The organism is Pseudomonas sp. SGAir0191, assembly GCF_002812565.2.
In the GTDB taxonomy this organism is placed as follows: Bacteria; Pseudomonadota; Gammaproteobacteria; order Pseudomonadales; family Pseudomonadaceae; genus Aquipseudomonas; species Aquipseudomonas parafulva_B.
In genome coordinates this window covers 748,933-768,359 of sequence record NZ_CP025035.2, presented here as the reverse complement: position 1 = coordinate 768,359, position 19,427 = coordinate 748,933, and the positions used below count along the sequence as shown (strand labels likewise).

The 19,427-nt window shown below is 61.1% G+C and carries 32 protein-coding genes; 1 reads left to right on the top strand and 31 read right to left on the bottom strand.

The annotated features are described in order from the left end of the window. Nucleotides 1-43: 43 nt before the first annotated feature. The 18 genes from CWR53_RS03430 to CWR53_RS03345 all read right to left on the bottom strand — a co-directional run bounded on the left by CWR53_RS03430 (nucleotide 44) and on the right by CWR53_RS03345 (nucleotide 11,561). The gene (locus tag CWR53_RS03430) at nucleotides 44-367 is read right to left on the bottom strand and encodes a superinfection immunity protein (protein ID WP_100850830.1); all 324 of its coding nucleotides are present in this window, start codon (nucleotides 365-367) and stop codon (nucleotides 44-46) included. A gap of 285 nt (nucleotides 368-652) precedes the next feature. Continuing rightward, nucleotides 653-1,123 carry a phage tail assembly chaperone family protein, TAC gene (locus tag CWR53_RS03425; protein WP_100850829.1) on the bottom strand — a complete coding sequence of 157 codons (471 nt, stop codon included), beginning with the start codon at nucleotides 1,121-1,123 and terminating at the stop codon, nucleotides 653-655. Nucleotides 1,124-1,131: 8 nt separating this feature from the next. Beyond that, the gene (locus tag CWR53_RS23425; protein ID WP_100850828.1) at nucleotides 1,132-1,866 is read right to left on the bottom strand and encodes a phage tail tube protein; all 735 of its coding nucleotides are present in this window, start codon (nucleotides 1,864-1,866) and stop codon (nucleotides 1,132-1,134) included. A 65-nt stretch (nucleotides 1,867-1,931) separates the two neighbouring features. Continuing rightward, complete coding sequence (locus CWR53_RS03415; RefSeq protein WP_100850827.1) at nucleotides 1,932-2,300, bottom strand: DUF3168 domain-containing protein; 369 nt, start codon at nucleotides 2,298-2,300, stop codon at nucleotides 1,932-1,934. Then, a complete protein-coding gene (locus CWR53_RS03410) occupies nucleotides 2,297-2,782 on the bottom strand; it encodes an HK97-gp10 family putative phage morphogenesis protein (RefSeq protein ID WP_100850826.1) in 486 nt (161 codons plus the stop codon). Before CWR53_RS03410 ends, CWR53_RS03415 begins: the two co-directional genes overlap by 4 nt. Continuing rightward, on the bottom strand, nucleotides 2,775-3,116 hold the full coding sequence (locus CWR53_RS03405; protein ID WP_010952654.1) for a phage head closure protein: 342 nt from the start codon (nucleotides 3,114-3,116) through the stop codon (nucleotides 2,775-2,777). The genes CWR53_RS03410 and CWR53_RS03405 overlap by 8 nt, the downstream gene beginning before the upstream one ends. Beyond that, the gene (locus tag CWR53_RS03400) at nucleotides 3,116-3,592 is read right to left on the bottom strand and encodes a head-tail connector protein (RefSeq protein ID WP_100850825.1); all 477 of its coding nucleotides are present in this window, start codon (nucleotides 3,590-3,592) and stop codon (nucleotides 3,116-3,118) included. Before CWR53_RS03400 ends, CWR53_RS03405 begins: the two co-directional genes overlap by 1 nt. Before the next feature lie 9 nt (nucleotides 3,593-3,601). Beyond that, nucleotides 3,602-3,985: a hypothetical protein gene (locus CWR53_RS22900; RefSeq protein WP_181405460.1), complete on the bottom strand. Its 384-nt coding sequence runs from the start codon at nucleotides 3,983-3,985 to the stop codon at nucleotides 3,602-3,604. A gap of 43 nt (nucleotides 3,986-4,028) precedes the next feature. Then, nucleotides 4,029-5,243, bottom strand: a complete 1,215-nt coding sequence (locus CWR53_RS03390; protein WP_100850824.1) for a phage major capsid protein — start codon at nucleotides 5,241-5,243, stop codon at nucleotides 4,029-4,031. Nucleotides 5,244-5,258: 15 nt separating this feature from the next. Then, nucleotides 5,259-6,134 (bottom strand): head maturation protease, ClpP-related, encoded by an 876-nt coding sequence (locus CWR53_RS03385; protein WP_100850823.1) that lies wholly within the window; start codon nucleotides 6,132-6,134, stop codon nucleotides 5,259-5,261. A 13-nt stretch (nucleotides 6,135-6,147) separates the two neighbouring features. Further along, nucleotides 6,148-7,545, bottom strand: a complete 1,398-nt coding sequence (locus CWR53_RS03380; protein ID WP_258313202.1) for a phage portal protein — start codon at nucleotides 7,543-7,545, stop codon at nucleotides 6,148-6,150. Continuing rightward, entirely contained in the window at nucleotides 7,545-9,239 is a 1,695-nt protein-coding gene (locus CWR53_RS03375) for a terminase large subunit (RefSeq protein WP_100850821.1), read from the bottom strand. The genes CWR53_RS03380 and CWR53_RS03375 overlap by 1 nt, the downstream gene beginning before the upstream one ends. Nucleotides 9,240-9,242: 3 nt before the next feature. Then, the gene (locus CWR53_RS03370; protein ID WP_100850820.1) at nucleotides 9,243-9,725 is read right to left on the bottom strand and encodes a terminase small subunit; all 483 of its coding nucleotides are present in this window, start codon (nucleotides 9,723-9,725) and stop codon (nucleotides 9,243-9,245) included. 150 nt (nucleotides 9,726-9,875) lie between these two features. Next, nucleotides 9,876-10,133, bottom strand: a complete 258-nt coding sequence (locus CWR53_RS03365) for an HNH endonuclease (protein WP_258313233.1) — start codon at nucleotides 10,131-10,133, stop codon at nucleotides 9,876-9,878. Between the two features lie 83 nt (nucleotides 10,134-10,216). Beyond that, entirely contained in the window at nucleotides 10,217-10,582 is a 366-nt protein-coding gene (locus tag CWR53_RS23125; protein ID WP_100850818.1) for a hypothetical protein, read from the bottom strand. A gap of 60 nt (nucleotides 10,583-10,642) precedes the next feature. After that, nucleotides 10,643-10,855, bottom strand: a complete 213-nt coding sequence (locus CWR53_RS03355) for a hypothetical protein (RefSeq protein WP_100850817.1) — start codon at nucleotides 10,853-10,855, stop codon at nucleotides 10,643-10,645. Nucleotides 10,856-10,904: 49 nt separating this feature from the next. Continuing rightward, nucleotides 10,905-11,186 (bottom strand): phage holin family protein, encoded by a 282-nt coding sequence (locus tag CWR53_RS03350; RefSeq protein WP_070086236.1) that lies wholly within the window; start codon nucleotides 11,184-11,186, stop codon nucleotides 10,905-10,907. Continuing rightward, on the bottom strand, nucleotides 11,187-11,561 hold the full coding sequence (locus tag CWR53_RS03345; protein ID WP_100850816.1) for a putative holin: 375 nt from the start codon (nucleotides 11,559-11,561) through the stop codon (nucleotides 11,187-11,189). 156 nt (nucleotides 11,562-11,717) lie between these two features. Here CWR53_RS03345 and CWR53_RS03340 point away from each other — a divergent pair, with 156 nt between their 5' ends. Next, nucleotides 11,718-12,047, top strand: coding sequence for a hypothetical protein (locus CWR53_RS03340; RefSeq protein WP_100850815.1), 330 nt, complete (start codon nucleotides 11,718-11,720; stop codon nucleotides 12,045-12,047). A 109-nt stretch (nucleotides 12,048-12,156) separates the two neighbouring features. Here the strand turns inward: CWR53_RS03340 and CWR53_RS03335 are convergent, their stop codons facing one another. The 13 genes from CWR53_RS03335 to CWR53_RS03275 are packed head-to-tail and all read right to left on the bottom strand — an operon-like array spanning nucleotide 12,157 to nucleotide 19,306. Next, entirely contained in the window at nucleotides 12,157-12,546 is a 390-nt protein-coding gene (locus CWR53_RS03335) for an antiterminator Q family protein (protein ID WP_100850814.1), read from the bottom strand. Next, entirely contained in the window at nucleotides 12,543-12,830 is a 288-nt protein-coding gene (locus CWR53_RS03330) for a hypothetical protein (RefSeq protein WP_100850813.1), read from the bottom strand. Before CWR53_RS03330 ends, CWR53_RS03335 begins: the two co-directional genes overlap by 4 nt. Continuing rightward, a complete protein-coding gene (locus tag CWR53_RS03325) occupies nucleotides 12,827-13,366 on the bottom strand; it encodes a hypothetical protein (protein WP_181405459.1) in 540 nt (179 codons plus the stop codon). Before CWR53_RS03325 ends, CWR53_RS03330 begins: the two co-directional genes overlap by 4 nt. Then, a complete protein-coding gene (locus CWR53_RS03320; protein WP_100850812.1) occupies nucleotides 13,363-13,863 on the bottom strand; it encodes a hypothetical protein in 501 nt (166 codons plus the stop codon). The genes CWR53_RS03325 and CWR53_RS03320 overlap by 4 nt, the downstream gene beginning before the upstream one ends. Beyond that, entirely contained in the window at nucleotides 13,850-15,262 is a 1,413-nt protein-coding gene (locus CWR53_RS03315) for a DnaB-like helicase C-terminal domain-containing protein (protein WP_100850811.1), read from the bottom strand. Before CWR53_RS03315 ends, CWR53_RS03320 begins: the two co-directional genes overlap by 14 nt. Then, entirely contained in the window at nucleotides 15,259-16,077 is an 819-nt protein-coding gene (locus CWR53_RS03310) for an ATP-binding protein (protein WP_100850810.1), read from the bottom strand. Before CWR53_RS03310 ends, CWR53_RS03315 begins: the two co-directional genes overlap by 4 nt. Then, nucleotides 16,064-16,837, bottom strand: coding sequence for a hypothetical protein (locus tag CWR53_RS03305; RefSeq protein WP_258313201.1), 774 nt, complete (start codon nucleotides 16,835-16,837; stop codon nucleotides 16,064-16,066). The genes CWR53_RS03310 and CWR53_RS03305 overlap by 14 nt, the downstream gene beginning before the upstream one ends. After that, nucleotides 16,834-17,064: a hypothetical protein gene (locus CWR53_RS03300; RefSeq protein ID WP_100850809.1), complete on the bottom strand. Its 231-nt coding sequence runs from the start codon at nucleotides 17,062-17,064 to the stop codon at nucleotides 16,834-16,836. The genes CWR53_RS03305 and CWR53_RS03300 overlap by 4 nt, the downstream gene beginning before the upstream one ends. After that, nucleotides 17,061-17,666, bottom strand: coding sequence for a hypothetical protein (locus CWR53_RS03295; RefSeq protein ID WP_100850808.1), 606 nt, complete (start codon nucleotides 17,664-17,666; stop codon nucleotides 17,061-17,063). Before CWR53_RS03295 ends, CWR53_RS03300 begins: the two co-directional genes overlap by 4 nt. Beyond that, nucleotides 17,663-18,427, bottom strand: coding sequence for a Bro-N domain-containing protein (locus CWR53_RS03290; protein WP_100850807.1), 765 nt, complete (start codon nucleotides 18,425-18,427; stop codon nucleotides 17,663-17,665). The genes CWR53_RS03295 and CWR53_RS03290 overlap by 4 nt, the downstream gene beginning before the upstream one ends. Further along, complete coding sequence (locus CWR53_RS03285) at nucleotides 18,424-18,714, bottom strand: hypothetical protein (protein ID WP_138031805.1); 291 nt, start codon at nucleotides 18,712-18,714, stop codon at nucleotides 18,424-18,426. Before CWR53_RS03285 ends, CWR53_RS03290 begins: the two co-directional genes overlap by 4 nt. Beyond that, nucleotides 18,711-18,980: a hypothetical protein gene (locus CWR53_RS03280; RefSeq protein ID WP_100850805.1), complete on the bottom strand. Its 270-nt coding sequence runs from the start codon at nucleotides 18,978-18,980 to the stop codon at nucleotides 18,711-18,713. Before CWR53_RS03280 ends, CWR53_RS03285 begins: the two co-directional genes overlap by 4 nt. After that, nucleotides 18,977-19,306, bottom strand: a complete 330-nt coding sequence (locus CWR53_RS03275) for a hypothetical protein (protein WP_100850804.1) — start codon at nucleotides 19,304-19,306, stop codon at nucleotides 18,977-18,979. Before CWR53_RS03275 ends, CWR53_RS03280 begins: the two co-directional genes overlap by 4 nt. Nucleotides 19,307-19,427: the final 121 nt, after the last annotated feature.

The following is a 19,427-nucleotide window of genomic DNA, read 5'->3' as shown; positions in this document are numbered from 1 at the left end:
TGTTCTCCGGACATAAAAAAACCCGCACTTGGCGGGTTTCATTTCACTTTAGTATTCGAGACTTCTCCCGATCGAACTCCTCGGCAGTTAAAGCTCCGCTGCTTCGGAGGGCCGAAATTTTCTCAAGCTCTTCATACCTAGACGAACTGCCGACTCTCTCAACCTGACCAACTGGAGCTGGCTTGCTGATGAATGCCCATATCAGACAAACAATCCACACAACACCAGTCCAGCCTAAAAGCAGATTCAACATAAAAATCGCGGTGTAGTTCTCATGATGGCGCTTGAAAGCAATCATCATTGGGAGAAAGTACAAAACAAACGATACAGCCAAGATCAGATAAGAGGTGCCTGTGATTAATTCCATGGCCAATCCCTTTGGTCGAAACCTGCCAATCTACCACCTCAGCGCTAGACAACGGAAAAACTTATGCCCATGTAGCCTTGGCATCCTCTAGGGAGATCGGCTTGTCGTCCTTATCGTGCGGAGTGAAATCTGCAATGGTGTATGGCACTGGCCGCTTCTTTGGATCGCGCGCCTGGTTTGCCAGGATCATGGCCAGCAGGCCAGTGGCGCGCTCCACCCGCATCCCGAGGTGCAGCGAGCCGCGGCGCTGCCTGTACTTCTCCCAGGCCCTGAACTCACGCAGGCTCAGGTTTTCCTTGGCTTGCGCGATCGTCGAGCCCCCGACGCCAGAGAGGACGAGCTCGTGCCAGAGCTCGTCGAGCTCGGTGAGCTCTTCGTCTTTCCCAGGTCGTTGACCTCCCGAATAGCTAGCAGCAGGGCAACAGAGAGGTCGCCATCAAGGGAGCCGAGACGTTTGGTGCTCTCGGGGTCTTTCTCTAGTTCAACCGGGTCAAGCGGACCGTGGGTGATGTCCAACGGGCTACTGAACACCGGGTAGCCGTGCTCGTCGCAGATAGATGCGGCGATGCGGCTGGCGATGGTGTCTTGCTTGCTGGCCACCGAGATCATGTCGCCAACTGCGGTCTGGTACCCCAATGGGCGAACGTAGATGGTAGCGGTGTAATCGGTGCCGTTCTGGCGCCACTTGATTTCCTTCTCCACTGGGCGGCCGGTGAAAGAGCCTGCGCCCTTGAGCGCGTCGAGTGTCAGCTTCATGGGTTACCTCAGGCGTTGGCAGTCTTGGGGATCCAGGCGGAGCCGCCGGAGCGCTGGATGGTGGCCGCAGTGGTTACCGCTGCGTTGGCGGCGTGGTCGAACGGGAAGTCAGCCACATAGCCGTCAAACAAGAACCAGGTGCGCGTAGGCGGCAGCACGAAATCATCCGCCTCACCCAGGACCGCAGTAGCAGCAGCGCCAGTGCCAGCCCCACCGGTGAGACTGATGGTGGGCTTGCTGGTATACCCGGTACCGGCATTGGTGATATTGAACCCAACCACCTTGCCGTCCGCGATGATCGCAGTTGCAGCAGCACCACTGCCGCCACCTCCAGAGAACGCAACGGTAGGTGCGGAGGTGTAGCCGGTACCACCATTGGCCAGTTCAATGGCCGCCAGCGCGCCGGCGACGCCGACCGTGGGTTTGATGTCCTTGCCGTCAGACCAGCCGACCACCCAGCGGATACTCTCGATCGTGTCGTCTTCCGAGATTTGATGAAGGCGTACGTGCGAGGCGTTGCGTGGATCGACGTTGAGGGTCAGCGACGCCTGGCCAGGGGTGCGCAGGCCGCGCAGGTATTTGCGGACGGTGTCACTCAGGCAGGTCACTTCAACCTGATCGGCCGGGTTGCCACCAGGGCTGAAGGCGGTGGCGCACTCAACCTCCATGACTTCAAATACAGTGGGGTTTGTAGCTTTGGGCACCAGAGCATAGACCTGGGTACCCTGAGCGAGAATCGCCATGGGTTTCTCCAATTGCGGGCAAAAGAAAACCCGCACTGGGCGGGCTATTGGGGTTTGTTGCAGCTCTACCGGTGGACCATCCAGTCCACGTCGAAGCTGGCTCGATAATTCTTTGTTTCGGGGTCGCGACCCTCGGCACCCCATCGGGTGACGTAGGCGTCCAGCTCGATCGCGTCACGGATGGCGTCACGGACCTTTCGGGCGGAATCGCCGGTGGCGGCATACACGTCAACCTGCAGGGTGAAGCCATCCAAGTCAGGGCGCCCAGCCAGGTAATTCTCTGGAATGCCGTTGACGATCTGCCACACCGCATATGGCTTGGCCACGCGCTGTTCCGCTTCCCCGAACGAGTAGAGGCGCATATCGGTGCCGGTGCCGAGCAGCGCTGTCACGGCAGGGCTCTGCAGGCAGGCCTGTACAATTGGTGGTGTCATGAGCGTGCCGCCTTCTTCGCTGCGCGCCGTATGGCGCGGTCGATTGCCTTCTCGTACTCGGTGACGAAGGTATTGGTTACCTCACTGATGCTGTCGGCCAGGGCTGGGCGCATGAACGGCGCGGCCGGCATCTTCTCGGTGCCGAACTCGAACAGGCGCCAGTGGGGCGTCGGGGCGTTTGTGCTGAGGTCACCGCCATCCTTGAGCACAGCGCCGTGCAGCACGCCGATCCGAAAGCCCAGATCGCCGGTGCGCTTGAACAATCGCCCGTTCCAGCGCAACGCGATGTTGTCCGAGATCGAGCGGCCAGTGGCCTTGTCGTCAATTCGCTCAGCACCTGCCTTTGCCTTTTGCACCACCACCTGGGCGGCCTTGCGCAGTGCGGCCCGGCCACCTTTGCGGCGAACGTCCATGCTGACCTCGCCCAGCTTACCCAGCAGGCAGTCCAGGCCGAGAATGCTGAACTCGACGCCGTCAGCCATCCTTCACCCCCTTCTCGACCAATATCGTCAGGTAATCCAGGCCGGACTTGGCATCAGCCAGTGGAGGGCCGACGATGCTGTACACCTCACCCCGGTAAAGGATGCGCATGGTTGGAAGTACGCCAGTTCGGTACCGGATAACCATCCGGCCGGTCGCCTGGGCCTGGCCGGCCTGAGCCGCGATGAAGTCCCTGGCCGACAGATCTTCGACACTGGCTGGGCATTTCTCCCAGCGGGTGACCCACTCAGGTTCACCGAACTCCAAAGTCACCGGATCCCGCACCGGCCTCAATTCCTGAATGTCGATGCGGTGCCGCAGCCTGCCGGCCTGCATCACACACCCATCCGGATGCGGTAAGGCATCAGCAGGTGCTGGGACGCCAGCGGCAGCTCGACAGCGGTCGTTCCGGTGGCCACCTCCTCACGGTTGGCGAACAGGTGGCCCAACTTGAGCAGGCAAGCCGCCTGGATGGCAGGGTTCAGCACCATGCCGTAGGCGATGGAATCCGCCAGGTCGTAGGCGTCCGCCAGTGCCTTCCGTGCGTATTCAAGCTGACGGCAACGCAGGGTGTGATCCTGTACAACTTCAGCGGCAGCTACGGCGGCTGCGTTCGCTTCCTTTGCTTGCTGCATTGCCGCTGGTACGCCAGCGCGGGCCGAGTCGAGCGCCACCTGGTCGAGGTAGAAACGGCGGTTGAGGAACTGCATGGCTGCCTCTTCCGACGCATCGAGCTGCGCCTGGACCAACACCTGGTCGTCAGGTTCGGCCAGCAGGTGGTGCATGGCCAGATCGATAGTAATCACGGACATAACTTACTCCTACGCTGGCTTGGCCTCGGCAACCAGCCGATCCAGTTCCTTCTGGGCGTCAGCCTTATTGCCCACGAAGTCGCCAACTTGGGCCCCGTCCTCGCCAACTACGATCCATTTGCCATGCCCCTCCTGCTTGAGACTGAAAGTCCTGGTGCTATCAGGCGCGGAAAGAGGAAGGGTCGGAGCAACCAGGCTTGCGGAAGTAAGCACGCCCGAGCCAACTGCGTCGTCCTGCGAGATGGTCAAAACCACCTCGCTTTCCGAGTCGTCCAATTCGGCATAGCCCTTCTGGATCAACTGGCGCCCGTGCTGCTCTATGGTCTCGAAGGGCGTGCCCTCCACCAGCGTTTGGCCACCCAGGTACAAAGGTTTCAGGGTTTTCAGTTTCATGAAAGCCTCCAAGGGCCGCATCTGGTGCGGCCCTCGCATTGGGTTACGGAGTGACCGGAGCGGCGAACTCACCGAAGATGAACGCTTCCGGACGCTTGACCGCCAGCGCAGCACGCTCTTCACAGCGGACCGAAATCAGGTTCTTCTCGAAGTCGTCAGCGTTCTCGGTCGAGATCACCACGTTGGCGTCTTCGCGGTCGAACAATTGAGCTCCAGTCTGGAAGGCACCGGTCAGGAACTTGCCGAGGAAGGCGGCGACCTCGGTGGCCACGACCGGCAAGCCCCACAGGACAGGGCCAGCCAAGCCCAGCGGGTTGGCGAGGATGTAGCGACCCAGTGTGTCCTTGGTCAGCTCGATCTTGGCCCAGTCCATGAAGTGCAGGACGTGGCCGGAAGCCGGCAGACGCGCCAGCTGGGCCTGCAGCATTGCCAGGCGCAGATCATCAATGCCCGACCGTTTCTCGACTTCGAATGCCGGTACATACTTCGATGCCTGCGGCACGATGCCATGCAGGTGCACGCCAGTACCGTCGCCGAAGAGAATCTCCTGCTCCTCTACGTACTTCAGGCCGTAGCGCATTTCGACATCGATGGTCGAACCCAGCTGCGCGAAGTCGTCCAGGATCTGCTTGGAGGCCTTGAACATGTGGGCGATAGTCGACACCGCCGTCAGCTTCGACGCGAACTCGATGTTCGAGTACGGCTTTGCTGTACCTTCGGCCACCACCTTGGCGGCATTGGTGAAACCGGTCTGCTGCACCCAGAAGATCGCGGGAGCGGTAGTACGGCCCGGTGCGATCAGGTCCCGGATGAACAGACGCTGCTTAGGCGCGGTGTCGATGCCAGGCAGGCGCTGGGGCTCGACGATGCCCGCGGGAATGTCGGTGGAAAGCAGAGCGGCGCTGACAGGAATGTTGACGCGCTTGCCCCCTTCGATGCTGGCAGCGAACTGCTTGAGCGCTTCGCTCTTGATCACAACGCCGCCGAGGCTGTCCTGGGGCTGCGGATTGCCAGCCGTAGGCAGGCGAGCGAACTCCTGCTCCAGCTCACCGAGCTGGGCCTTCAGCTGCTTCTCGGCCTCGGTCAGGCTGTTGAACTTGGTGGCCATCTCATCAACGGCTGCCTTGGTTTCTTCGGACAGGCTGCCGGCCTTCTTGGCCTCAGCCAGGGCATTTTCGGCCTGCTTGCTGAAATCGCTGGTTGCCTGCTTAAGCTCGGCGGAAACCTGCTTCAGCAGGTCGGCGGTGTTGTCTGCCATGGGGATTTTCTCCGGTCAGTTGGTGGCTGCTGCCGAGAACCGCGAAATGGCGGCTTGTAGGTCGGCGAGGTGGTCGGCCAGATCGGCCTGGTTGTCGGCAGCGTTGCGCGTACCGGAGGGGGCAGCGCCAGGCGTACCCCCTTTGAGTTCTTGAATCAGCGAGCGGCGCTCCGAGCGCGGCATGCCCTGCTTGGCCAGGATCGTGTCGAGGCGTCGGGCCGCGACCTGCTGCGGCGCAGAGGCCTGCGGGTCTTCCTGTGCTGCATCGGAGGGCAGAAGGCTGTCGGCGAAGCCAGAATCGACAGCCGAGCTGCCGCCCATCCACGTCTCTACGTCCATCAGGGCGCGCATTGCTGCGGCTTTATCGCCCGTCCTGACCGCGTAGATGTCGGCCAGGGTGGCGTCGATCTGGTCGAGGAAGTCAGCGACTTCGGTGAAGTCGTTTCGGTCGCCAGCGGCGATGGTCCAAGCGTTGTGGATCATCATGAAACCGGCTCGGGCGATCTGGATTTCATCGCCGGCCATGGCAATGAACGACGCAGCCGAGGCAGCCAGGCCAAGCACCTGGACGGTTACCTTGCCCTTGTGCTCGCGCAGCAGGTTGTAGATCGCCAGGCCCTCGAAGACATCGCCGCCTGGGCTGTTGATCTTCACCGTGATGTCTTTGTCGCCGATGCTGCGAAGTGCGGCACTGACGCGCTTGGCTGTAACGCCCTCGCCCGTCCACCAGTCCATGCCGATCGGGTCGTACATGGTGATAGTGGTGGAGTCGTCACCTGCTGCAGCCTTGATCGCTGGATTCCAGCGCTCCATCGCCTTTGGCAGGAGATCGGATTCGACGCGCGCGTGCGGCCGCACCGCCGGCGCTGCCGGTAGTGTCTTGAGAGTCATGGGTTACTCCAGGTCAGGCCGCTTTGAGCAGCGGCATCGATATCAGCGCGTGGGCCATCATGGGGCCGTCCGGGTTTCCGGACTCCAGGGCTTGGGAAGCCAGTTCGACGGCCTTGTTGATGGCCTCTTGGTCGTCGTTGTTGCGTGCCGAGACCAGCCGAAGCATGAATGCCGAGGCAGCCGGCGAGACGCCTGCGCTCGGCTTCCCGAGCTGGTCCAATGGCACCAGTGCGGATTGGACCGTGTACGTGTCGCCGCCCGGGATCGGTGGCAGGTTCTCCAGCCGGCGCACCTCGTTGCGGGACATCCAACCGTTTTGCAGAGCCGTGTTGTACCAGGCCCCGCGGCCGGCGCTATCCGCTCGCAGCAGACCTTCCACCGCGAACTCAGCGAAGTAGTCGTCGGCATCGGCCTCGCCAATCAGGCAGCGAGTGATCTCCTGCTCGATGTTGACCAGTAGCGGCCGCAGGCTGTTGGTGAGGAAGTGCAGGTTTTGCGCCTCAACCGACGCAGCCCAGCTGGACTGCTTGTCCATGTGGCCGACCATGAAGGGCGGCACGCGGAACCAACGGCACATTTCCTCGATCCCGAAAGACCTGGATTCCAGCATCTGCGCGGCCTCAGGGTTCATCGTGATGCCCTGGTACTTGAAGCCCGCCTCCGCCACCATTATCTTGCCGGCGTTCTTCGAACCCATGAACGCCTGCATGCTTGCCCGAAGCTGCTCGCGCTGCTGCGGCGTGATCTTTGCGTCGCTGCTCAGGATGCCGGACGCCTGCATGCCCTGTGCGAACACCTTCGCCGCGGCTTCCTCGATCGCCATCGCCGAGCCGAAGATCTCGCGCCCGGTGGTGACCGGAAGCATCCCGCACACCCCGTCCAGGCCAAAGCCACGGATGTGCATCAGGTTCTTCTCGGGAATGTCGCGGTCCACGCCTTTCTCGTTGTACGTGTACTTGAGGCGCCCGTTATCCTGCCGCTTCACCCTCATGGACTGGGGCAGAAGCGGCACCAGGGCGATGATCCGGCTGCCGATCATCTTCTTCTCGACGAACGCATTGCCTCGAAGGCAGATGCTCGCCACCACCAGCAGCATGAAGCGCTGCGGGGTCATCTCGGCGTTCGGGATGCGACAAAGTACACGGAACAGCGGATGGTCTTTGGCGACCTCGCGTGATCCATCGGGAAGGCGCCGGTAAAGCTTGAGCGGCAGGGTAGAGACGGACTCTGACAGCAGCCTTACGCACGCCCATACCGTGGACAGCTGCATGGCCTTGTCGACCGATACGTGTTTTCCAGATGTAGAGCTGCCGAACCATTCTTGCCAAAATGCGCCGTCCTTCAGGCCGATGGGCACCCCGAGCCAGTTTTGCAGCGCAGCCTTCACCCGGCCCGGTTTCTTGTCGGCCATCAGATTCCTACCATGATCGGGTTATCAAAGAAGCCCTGTAGATCGCCAGAGCCCTCGGGATTCAGCGCCATAAGGGTCGCTGCGTCGAATGTCGCCATCAGCGGGTCAATCTTGGCGGTACCGCTGATTTGCTTGTTGATGGCAAGGGCGTTGCCGACCTGAACGGTCTTCGCGTTACCCACACACCAGGCCATCAGCCGGGAGCCACCGTGAATGAACTCGCCACCGGCAACCTTGCGCTCGGTGGTCTTGATCGCACCGTTTAGACGCCATCCCTGGGACACCGAAGCGATGCGCTCCATGGTGATCCCTCGCTCCTCGGTGGTGAGCTCGTCGATGATGTCGCCAATGCCTGCGGCATCTACACCAATTGCCTGCTTTTCAGGCAACAGACCTGCGTCACGCACCTGGCAGATGATGTCGGCAACATCGCTCACATCATCTCCTGGCAGATCGACGATGGTCAGGTCGCCATCCGCAGCGAAGTCCTGCAGCACGCTGACGATGTCCTTGCGCCGCTCCAGTACGATCTTGTGCGCCCATGCATGAGCCCAATGCAGCCACCGTCGGCTACCGCGTTCACGGCCGATCAGGCTCAAGCCCAACAGGTCATCCAGGCCGCCGCCGTCGATTCCAGCGACTACCACCTCACTTCGAAGTAGCAGTTCGTCGAGGGTCAAGCTTGTGTCGCCTCGCCCCTCCCAGTGATCAGCGCCGGCCCAGCGATTCGCCCGCAGGTTCATGCCGATCTGGATGTTCAGGTGCTTGGCCAGGAATTTCCGCTGGCTGCCTTCATCCTTGCGCAGGTTCTTCGCCAGCTCGTCTTCTAGCCACTCCCGGCTGACCGAGCGGCCCATGTTGGGGTTGGTGACGTAGAAATTGTCCGGCTGCAAGTATGCCTTGCTCTTCACCATGGCCTCGGGGAATTCGTACAGAACGCCCAGCGACTTACGGTCGTTGACCACGCCGTCGCGTACATCGCGGTAGTAGCTCAGCTTCTCCTCGAAGACGCCAGCCGGCGGCTCGTCGCTCTGCGTCGACAGCAGGATCACAAATCCTTCGTCCCGGGAGATCTGCCCACCGGTGGCTTCCATAAGCATGGCGTCAGCGTTCGCACGCTTGCCGAACACCCAGACTTCGTCGATGAGGATCTTGCCGGACTTCTTACCTGAGACCGTGTCGGTGTCGGCAGCCACTACCTTCAGCGCCGCGTTGTTTACCCGGTGGGTAATGGTCCGAATGTGATCCTGGACGTGCAGAAGCTCGCTGAGCTCCGGATCGGCGCGCACCATGCCGGCAGCCGGCTTGTAACTGTTCGCCGCGACCTCGATTGTCGGCGCGATGATCAGCAACTCCTCGTCATGCCGCCAGTTCAAGATCAACGCCGTCAGCATGATGCCGGCGGCGATCGTCGATTTCGTGTTCTTCTTGCTGATCAGCAGGAAGAACTCCCGGATCAGCTGTTTGCCGTGCTCGGCGTCGTAGGCCCCGAAGATCGCAGCAACGAAGTCGAACACCCATTGATCGCAGCATTCACCGAAGGTCGGCTGGCCTGGCAGGTCGACGACCTTGAGCGCCTTGAACACCTCAAGCGCGGCCTCAGCTTCATCGGGAAACAGCGGCTTGAAGGGTATCAGCGATTGGCCGGCGACGATCCGGGCCTCCCAATCCGGGCAGGCGGTCGTCCACTCCATGCATCACCCCTTGTTATTGACCACCAGCTTCGGTGGAGGACGGGCGCCGAAACGCCCCTTGCTGGCCTGGTCGGCCGCGGCTGCCTTCTGCTCTTTTTTGCCCTGGTCGGCGACCTTGCCGTGCTTATAGGGCAGCAAGGCCTTGGCGGCATCGACGCGCAACTTTGGCTCAGCGGTCTGCTCGTTCATGACGGCCTTCAGGAAGTCCATCGGGTCGTCGAAGTCGCCCAGGTCGAGCTCGCCAACGGCGGCGTCCTCAGGTGGAGGGCCTTTAACTTTTCGACCTGGCTTAACTTGGGCGGCCTCGGCCTGCCGATCACGCAGATGGCGACCGATTGCGGCGATCACGTCAGGATCCTTCGCGAGCTTGGAGCCCGCTTGCGACGCGGTTTTCTCCGAATACCCGGCAGCGATAGCCGCGTCTCGGTTTGACGCCCCCGACAGTAAAGCGTCAGCAAACCGTCGCTTCTTGTCGGTTAAAGCCATGGTTAACTTTTCCGTGAAAGGGGAAAAAATCTGCGAATGGGAGGGGGCGCGGTTTCCAAGCGTGAAAGGTCTGAACTTTTGACCCACCCCCCGCCTTGTGGCACGTCAAAAGCCCTTTGAAGCACGTCAATTCCCCGTTTCTGTGGCACGTCATTGGCCCCGTCTTGCATTGGGCCAGTGCACACCCATGTCGCCACCCTCGGCCACTGTCTTCCGGTGGTGGCAACCATCAGGCCCGCAGCAAAGGATCTGGCAGTTGTCGTCTGTGTCGGCGCCGCCTTGATGGAGCGGGACGCGGTGATCGAGCTCAAACCCGCCAGGGTATTCGACGACTCGGCCGCATACGGCGCACGTTGGTGAGGCTGTCCAGAGTCGCAGGCGTCGGGCCTGCAACCTGCTGCCCGTCATCCGGCGCTCCGACGTATTGGTAGTCGACAGCTTGCGCCCCTCAACCGGGCTGAGCCTCGACTTCAGGGTGGGGAGCTTGGCCATCAGCGAGCTCCCAGAACTGGCTGACCGCTCAGGTAGGTCTGAGGTGCCGCGTCGGGGTCGGGGCCGTCGCCATCAGCCAGCGCCTCGATCAGCGCTAGGTTCTGGGTAGCAATCTGCTCGAGAAGCGCGGTCTGCTTCTGCTGCTCAGCCAGCAGGTCGCTCACGCTTGGTTGCAACTGGGCAGTGATGCCCGCCTCAAGCACGACCAGCTCACACTGGAGTCGATCAGCCGTCCCCGCCAGGTGCTGAGTCAGCCGCTCGCGTACTTCCGTCTTGATTGGGAATGGAACGCTGATCACCAGGAGATCGCCCTTCTTCGGGCTCAGGCTCTCGATCTGGCGTGAAAAGATTTCTTGCTCGCTCATATGCCACCTTGGTCCATTTGTTGATCCACTCGCGCCGGGCGGCGCATCCACTGCAGGACATCACATGCCACGGCGGGTCAAGCCGTAGACCTCCAAGGCGCTTGCGATCTTCTCGCCTTCCACCTGGTTGATGGTGTTGACCACCTCGACGCAAGCAGCGGTGTTGGGCTCCATGCGAATGGTGATGGAAGTGATCTTCGATGCGTCCAGGCCAAGCACTTGGCAGACGGCCTGGCCAAGCTCTTGGCCAAGAATCAGGGATTTCTTTTCCATGCGGGTTCCTCGCGCCACGAAACGGCGCATCTCGATTTCGTGGCGCGGATCATTCAACCCGCACGATCTTGGCTACGTTCCCTTTGGCCCGGCAGACGAGCATGGCGGCCAGCAGGTAGAACGCAGTGTTGAACCAGGACACGTCAGCGAACTCGTCGTGCAGTACCATGCGGCCAATGAGGCTTACGCACTGCATGCCGGTCACTGCGCACGCTGCCCAGGCGATCAGGGATACACCCAGCTTGTAGCGGGCATCGGGGTAAGGCCGATAGCGCAGCCCAATCATCACGAAGATGACGGCGCACAGCGCGGCCTGAATAAGAGCAGCCATTCAACCCTCCTTCCTGGCCCGGAGACGGAAGACCCAGGCCCACCACCGAGGTGGCTGACCGGTCTGCATCCACTCGATCAGGCCAGAGAACGTGATCACGCATAGAGCGCCACACACGAAGGCGCTGAACCCGGCTGTCTTGGTCCAAGCCCAGCCCATCAATTCGGCGGCACCGAAGTACCCACCGATCCAGCCGGTCAGCAGGTAGCCAATCCGGCGCCAGGTGCTCATGTCCTTGGCGAATACGACGTAGAAGAAAGCCCCGCCGAAGGAGCCGACCAATGTGGCCAGGTCCAATTGCGGGAAGGCAGCACCCAGGCTGACGCTGGCAAGTAGGCCGGTCACTGCGAGGGCGCCGGTACTTGGTTCGGCCATAAGGTGCTCCACAAACAAAAAATCCGGCGATGAGCCGGATTCGGATGAAGATCAGAATTGAGTGAAAGCATGACCGCACGCTAGGTGCCATCTGCTATCTTCACCAGCGTATATCACTTTGATAATACTGAAGGCGTAAATAGCCAAGGAGCTGAAATGACAAATCTTGCTGCATTCGAAAGACTATCCGAGAGACTGTTAGCACATTTGGTCGAAGTGTTTCCTGTACCAAGCAGTCTGACTCTTTCAGAGCTGGGCTTAGAAGAATCGAACAAGGGCACTTGGGATCCTGTAACCGAGACGATGCAAGGGGGTGATGCTGAAACCGATGACGAGATCAACTTCGATCATGTCGTCAATTGGCTTCTTGAAGAGGGATACATTCGGGGGTCGAAATCAAAAATCGCTGGCTTCTACGGCCTCGTATTGACCTCCAAGGGTTTAGACCTAATGGGGATCAAACCCAAATCTCTCTCCCGTAGATAACGCCGCGAGAAAGCCCCGGCAAGATGTCCGGGGCTAGCCTGTGTCGCGTTGCTTGCAAGCTGGACACGCTGCTATGAAAACAGGTGTTTATCCGCCCGCATAGATCTTTTTACGCAGCTTCTCGAATTTCTTCGAGGGCGCAATCGATCCAGGCAACGCCCGCCTTGATGATTTCCCGCGCCTTGCGCTCTGACATACCCGCCTCCCGGCCGACCCGCATGGCTGGATGCTTCGAGCCGTAGTAGGCCCATACGAAATCACCCATCTGCTGATTGCGTTTCGTGAGCCTGGCCACGGCACCGTCGATGATCAGCGCCAAGTCGTCTGTGATGACATGCTGCCGAGCACCGCCCTCGCTGGGTACGTTGTCGCGCATGAGCGCGTATAGCGGTGACACGTAGCGAGGTGCCCCCATCTCGCACATCCGCCACCAACCCCACTGCTCGAGCATGTATTCGGTGTCACCGAGGGCCTTGTCCACGTAGGTTCGTTTCTTCATGCAGCCCTCCGGGGCGTAGGGTCAGTGTTGAGGCCGAACAGGTCGCGCAGCAGCTTGTCAGCATGTTTGTTCTTGGCGTTGCCTTCGGTGATCCATCCCTTGGCGAACTGCTCGAATCCCACGTTGGCGCGCGCGGCGTGCCAATCAGCCACGATATCCATCAGGGCTGCCGAGGCGATGCGTCCGTTGTTCTGCTCCAGGAGCATGCGGTTACCCACCTTTAGGAATTTGCACTCAACGGCGGTTAGGCTCTTGCGCGGCAGGGCCGCAGTAACGTTGCTCATCGTGTGGCACTCCATACGTGCAGAATTTCACCAGAGCGCTGGTCGGTGCGCGCCTCCACCGATACAGCCCTCGCCCAGGACCGATAAGCCGCTTCCGGGGTATCACCAGCGCCAGCCCACGGGTGCTGCTGGGACATGCAGCGCCAGATCTTCACCTTGGGCAGACGGCCGGTGAATCCAACCTTGTGTGATGCCAGCCAAGCCTCTACCGCCGGCCAGATAATCGCCTGCTCCGGCGCGGAGAATTTCGAAGTGCGTCCGTGCGAGCGCTCACCCAGACCGTAATCGTCGTTGGCAACCCACAGCACGAAGCCGGTCGGCGTGTGTTTGAGCGTGTGCCCTTTGAGCTCCCAAGCCCAGTCGCCCGGATAGTCGCGCAGCGAGGACGCGATGCGTTCGGCCTCGGGATAACGCTTGACCTCGACCGCTTGCATGCCTGGTGGAAGCATGACCAGTCCTTCGGCGGCTACTGGCTGGTAGCCGGCAGGCTCGTGCACGGGTGCCAGCATCCGGGCAATCAACTTGAACGGATTCATCGCAGCACCTCCAGGTCTTCGTCCACCACCCGCACGCACTCGTCGTACAGCTCCTTGGATACCCTGGCATTGAGCTCACGCAGGATTGCCTTGTCCCGGGCCTGCCAGGCAGGGCAATTGCGCCGCGCCTCTACCCTCAGTGCGCGCATGTGCTGCACCAGCCGCTGGCGGTCGCGGTTGATGTGCTTGAGCGCGGCCTTGGCCCGGTGGTACCAGTCGGGGTTGGCGTACTTGCCTTCGGATACGGCCCTACCCTTGGCCTGCCCGATCTGGCACTCAAGGCGGATGGCGTCACGGGCCAGGGTTTCTTCCAGCGCCTCGCACTCGACCAGGGTGGCTGGTAGTGGCATAGGCCCGCGCAGGCCAGTGCTTGGCGCTGGGGCGTTGTCGCCGGCTACAGGTTGCTCAGCGCCAGCACGCTTGGTGACGGTTACCGAGACGACCGGGGTTGCAGATTTGCCAGCGCCAGCGCGTGGCCACAGATCAGATAGCTTCATACTGGGTTCCTTTGGTGCGGTGACGGCCGGCAAATGTCCTGCCCATCTCGACTTCTTCGTTGCTCGGTTGGTACCCGACCAGCTCGGCAAATCTGTGGTAGGCGCCCTGGTGCTGCACGCGGCAGATTCCGGTTTCGCCATGGCGGTTCTTGTCTACGATCAGCTCGGTGACGCCGGACTGCCCTTCCTCAGATTCGCTGTCCCGGTGGACCAGCACCACCACATCGGCGTCTGCCTCGATCTGCCCAGAATCGCGCAGGTCACTCTTCGTGGGACGCTTATTGGCGCGGTTACTCGGGCCTCGGTTCAACTGCGCCAGCACCATCACGGGCACGCCCAACTCCTTGGCCAGTCGCTTAATCGATTTGCTGATGTCGGTGACCTGCTCGTACCTGCTGGCCGACTTGCTCTCGCCGTTTACCAGGCCGATGTAGTCCAGGGTGACCGAGCCCAGTCCGTGCTCGCGCTTTACTGTCCGGCAAATCTGGCGGATATCCCGCATGGTCAATGAAGCGTCGTCGCAGAAGATCAAGGGCGCACCGTTGAGCTGATTGACCGCAGCGGTAAGGCCTGGCCAATCACCATCAGCCATCGAATGCCCTTCAGTGATGTGCTTGAGCTGCACACTGCCGACCGAGGCAAGAGAGCGGTTTGTCAGCTCCACGTCGGTCATCTCGAGGCTGAACACCAGTGACGTTGACTTGGCCACCAATGCCACTCGGTCAGCGATACCCAGGCCCAGGGTGGTCTTGCCGCTACCCGGGGCGCCAGCGATGACGACCATATGACCGGGGCAGACACCGGGGATGAACTTGTCGAGAGATGGCAGGCCGGTGTCGAAGCCCAACACCACCTCACGATTGAACCGGCGATCAATTCCGTCGATTGCCTCGGGCAGAATCTCGCCCACGAAGCGGTACCGCTTGCGTGAATCCAGACCTTCAGCTTCGAGCGCAATCCAGGCCTGCTGCCCCTGCGCCAGCACTTCGTCCAGCGAGTCGCCATCTTTCAGGCGCTCCGACATGATGTGCGCAGCAGCGATAACCCGGCGAGCCACCGATCGCTGCTTCACGATCCGGGCGTACTCGGCGAAGTTCGCCGCGCTCGGCGTGTTGTGAGCGATGTGAGCAGCCACTGCCAGGGTTCCACGACCGTCTGCCAGGGCCGGCCTGGCATCTGACAGTGTTACCACGTCGATCTGCCGCCCCTTCGCCTTGAGCGCCAGCAGCAGCTCGAACAGCTCGGCACAGTCGGGCTGATAGAAATCACCGACCTCCAGCTTCACGTCTTCAATGAGCGCTGGCTGGTGAATCATGGCGCCGATCAGGGCATGCTCTGACTCAGGGCTGTGCAACCGTGACACATCCTGTGTGCCAGCCGCGTAGTCTTGGTTGATCATGCCGCACCCCCGATACGAGCCGACGACCAAGTGAACGGCGCCAACAAGCCGCCGTTCTCGCGCAGACGGTCCATGGCACGCGGCCCGATGAAGGCTGGCAGTTGCTCGCGGTCCTGGTTGCTGATCAGGATCGTAGGGCGCACAAGCTGATAGCGGCGGTCGATCACCTCATGCAGCAGGCTGGGCATGAAGTCTTTACCCGGGCGGGGCGTGTGCATCCCCACCTCATCGATCACCAGCAAGTCGACAGCGGCCAACTCGGCCAGCAGATCGGACTTCGACGGCCCGGCGTTGCTACGGAAGCTGTCCGTCACCGCCTGCATGATTGCCTCAGCGGTGACGATCAGCCCTGTGGCCCCGTGCTCCCTTACCACGTGCTGCAGGATGGCGCAGGCCAAGTGAGTCTTACCGTTCCCGACCTCGCCCAGGAGCATCAGTGCGCGCCCGGCCCGGTAGTGGTCTTCGAACTCCTCAGCGTAACGCCGGCAAATAGACTGGGCGCGGACCTTGGCCGACTGGGCATTGGTGATGAAGCTGTCGAACGTGCACCCACGAAAGCGCGGCGTGATGCCGGTGGCGAACAGGTCGCGATTGAGTTCGCCGGCTTCCTTTCTGGCGTACGCAGCGTCTCTTACGTCGACTTCACATTGGAGATTTAGCGCCTCCCAGCGGCAGCGAGGGCAATCAGTTGCCCTCCATCCGCCATCGAACTGCTCGACCTGCTTCGTTTCGTACTGGCCGTGACCTGGTGCTTCGCATTTGGCAACACCGGTAGCGCGCTCGGCAGGCGCTGGGCTGAATTTAGATGTAGTCATCAGGGTACATCTCCTGGTGGTGGGCAGGTACTTGGAGGACTGCGCTGGTCTGGGGCTTTGCATTTGCACCAGCGACTGCAGGCAATTCGTCTTCCCAGCGCTTGCCGTTCAACCAGGTGGATGCGTGCGGGATGAACTGCCCACCGTCTTTGGTCCAGTCGGTGGATACGGCCCATGCGGCCAGGGAGGCGGCCATCAGGTCGAACAGGTCGGAGGTGACCTTAAGCTTGGCCCAGGCCTTCTCGGCTTTTGCTTTGCCCACCTTGCGCGGGTACAGCTTCCAGAATCGATCAAACTCGACCACAGAGGGAGCGTCAGCGACCGTTGGTGTTTTCTCTATTGATTGAGTAATAGAATCCTTTATTAAGTAGTTGTCGGTTTGCCCACAGTTCGGTAAACCCACACTTCGGTTAACCGAATATTCGGAAACCTGTAGGTTCGGTTCGTAGTGGACGATCACCCGGCGGCCGAGCACCTTCCCAGTGCCTTCCTCGCGCACGACCTCATGGCTTACCAGCCCCAAATCCTTGAGGCAGGCCATGGCCTTCGAATAGCGCTCGCGACCGATTGCGAACCTGTCCTGCAGGTGTGAGCCAATGACCTTCCAGTCGCTGGAGCGCGTTTGCAGGTAGGTCCAGATGGCCAGAGCATCCGGGTTGATGATCATGGCCACAACGTCGTTGCTCAATGAGCTGTACGGCGCCTGCTTGGCATAGAACGTCGTCGGCGTGGCTTTCTCCACATTCACTGGCTTGCTCACAGCTGCAACTCCTCGCAAACGCGGCGCACGAAGGCGTCGTAGGGCTCGGCCGTCTCAAAGCCCTGGGCGACAAGGTCTGCACGGTGACGCTTGGCGCACTCATACGCACGCCAGCGATCAGCCTCCAGCAGATGCCGGAAGGCGGTATAGTCGGGCCAGGGGCCGGCCACGATCGCAGCACCAGCGCGCTGCTGGGGCGCCTGGGCGGGTTTTGTGATCGGGGTCATTGGAGTGTCTCCGATCCGGCGCCTTTGACCATGAGGGCGTGCTGCCCGAGATGATTCAGAGAACCGCCGGCGAGACGGCGCACAAGGATGCCGAGGGCAGTGGTGGCGTTGATCGCCTCCACCGCGACGGTCGCCTTGATCTGCGCGTTGTCGGCTGACAGGGTCGCGATGGTCCCCAGCCGAACCTTATCGCCGGCGTTGTAAGCCGCGCAGGCCAACTCCAGGTTGCTCAGATGGCTATAACCATCAGGCGGGATCGGACTGATAAGTGCGCTGGCGACAGGGATCAGTTGGTCGGGATACGGTGTGCCTTGGAGAAGGTGCTGGCGCATAGCGTCCCAGTGCTCCTGGGACACAGCCGCGGCGTCATTACCTGTCTTGCGATCGAACAACACCTTGAGCGCGTAGAAAGCCCGTATGAGGTCGATGTGAGTGTCGTCCTCTTTCTCGATTTGGTACTCAGGCTCGTTGATCACGTCGAGCGTGTCTTTGACGACCTCGAAGCACTTCAAGAGCAGGGCCGCGTCGGTGTACTTCCGAAAGGCCTCTTCGCTGATCACTTCCACCTCAGTCGGCGAAGGGAAATTCAGTACATTGGTCATTCGGACCTCCGATTGATTTTGAACCGTCCTTGGGGAATTTCGGGGTGGGTAGCGCGCTCAGCCGTCTCGTAGGCGCATTCGGTTACGAACCGGTCGAACCGCTGGGTGACAGCTGGTTTAGGCCAGATAGCGAAGGGCTGCCCGCCCTCGTCTGCATGACGACTGCGGACAAAGGCGTACGGCAGCGGCGCGCAGGACACCTCGCGCATCACGGCATTCACCACCCAGGCCGGTAGGCCGTGACGGCGATTTATGCGGTCGCGGATTGTGGTGATGGTCTCAAAGCCGCTGGGCACTGAATCGAGGTAGCGCACCTGTTCCAGCTTGGTGGTGCGATCCTCGACTCGCTCCAGCGCCACTTGCTGCTGAGACTGACGGCGCTCTAGGTCAACCATCACCTGAGCGTGAGCAAGCGCCTGCTCAGCAGGAGTCATCTGACGCTGGTAGGAGCCAGTGCGGCGTATGGTCGGCAACACCTCATCGAACACCCACGCTTCGAACTCTTGCGCCGCCGGCATGGTGCTGTTGACGATAAGGCGCAGCATGTCTCCTTCGGACAGCACCCGAACTTCCTGTTGCCCGCCAGCTGTTTGAAGGGGGTAGCGTTTCGCGACCCCCTTGCAATGGCGGCCTACTGCGTCATGTGGATTCGCGTACCCCAGCAAGTCGCAAACGTCCTTGGCGACGAACCACGGCTCACCGCTCTCGTCAGTCACGACACGGACTGGGGCGCCCTTGAAGCAGAACGGGACTAGGCTCATGCCGCACCTCCCGCGCCACGCTTTGCAGGTGTAGGTTTTTGTGGCGCGCCGGCTGCCTGCTCTATCCGCTTCTCCAGGCTCTCCCGCTCACTGTCCAGGTCGTTGTGCCAGACATCGCAGTTGTAGTGGGAAAGGTTGGCGACGGTGGCGCCGCGCGAATCGCCGGCAGCCTTGAGACGATCCTCAAGGACATGCAACACCCCGCGCAGCCAGTCGATATGGGTCATGGCGCACTGAATCTGAAAGGTGGCGTCCTGCGCGACGGTCTCGAGTTCATCCATGCTCATGCGGCACCTCCCAGGTCCGGAGTGACACCGGCATGGGCTGCGTAGCAAAGCGCAAGCGCTGCGTCGGCGGCGAAATAGATCAGGGTGGCCGCGTTGGATACGGCCGGCTCAGTCATCAACTCGCGCAGGCCGGCAACTACCGCCTCCAGGCGACCGGTGGCGGCATCAAGTGCTTCGTGAATTGGAACGCCTGCCGCCGCCTCGAGCACATCGTGGTTCCCGCTTAAGGCAAAAGGGTGGGCAACGGTTTGGAGTTGAACGGTCATTGCCGACCTCCCTGGCTGTCAGCGACAGCAACCTCAACTGACCAGACCAGCGCGCTGACCGTCTCGCCCAGTAAGCTCAGCGCTGCCATACCGTCGCAGTACGCCATCTCGCCCATATTCAGGCTGTCGTGCATGTGTTGGCAGAGTTGGCTTAGGCCAGAAGACAGAGTGCGGGCTGCACGCAGTGCGTCTTCAGCATTGGTACCTGCCGCAACCGAGAGCAACTGCATGCCTCGGTTATCGATCGGCGTACTGAGAAAATCTATTTGCGTGGTGAGGATCGGTTGCGCCGATGATGGCGCGGTGGTATTTTTCGGGTGCGACATAGCGCATCTCCCTATAGCAAGGTGATGTGAAACACCCACTCGCTGCGAACGAGTGGCTTGAGAAGCCCGGCCTGCGAAGCCGGGTTTTCTGCTTTGTGGGCTAAGCCAAATGCAGAAATTG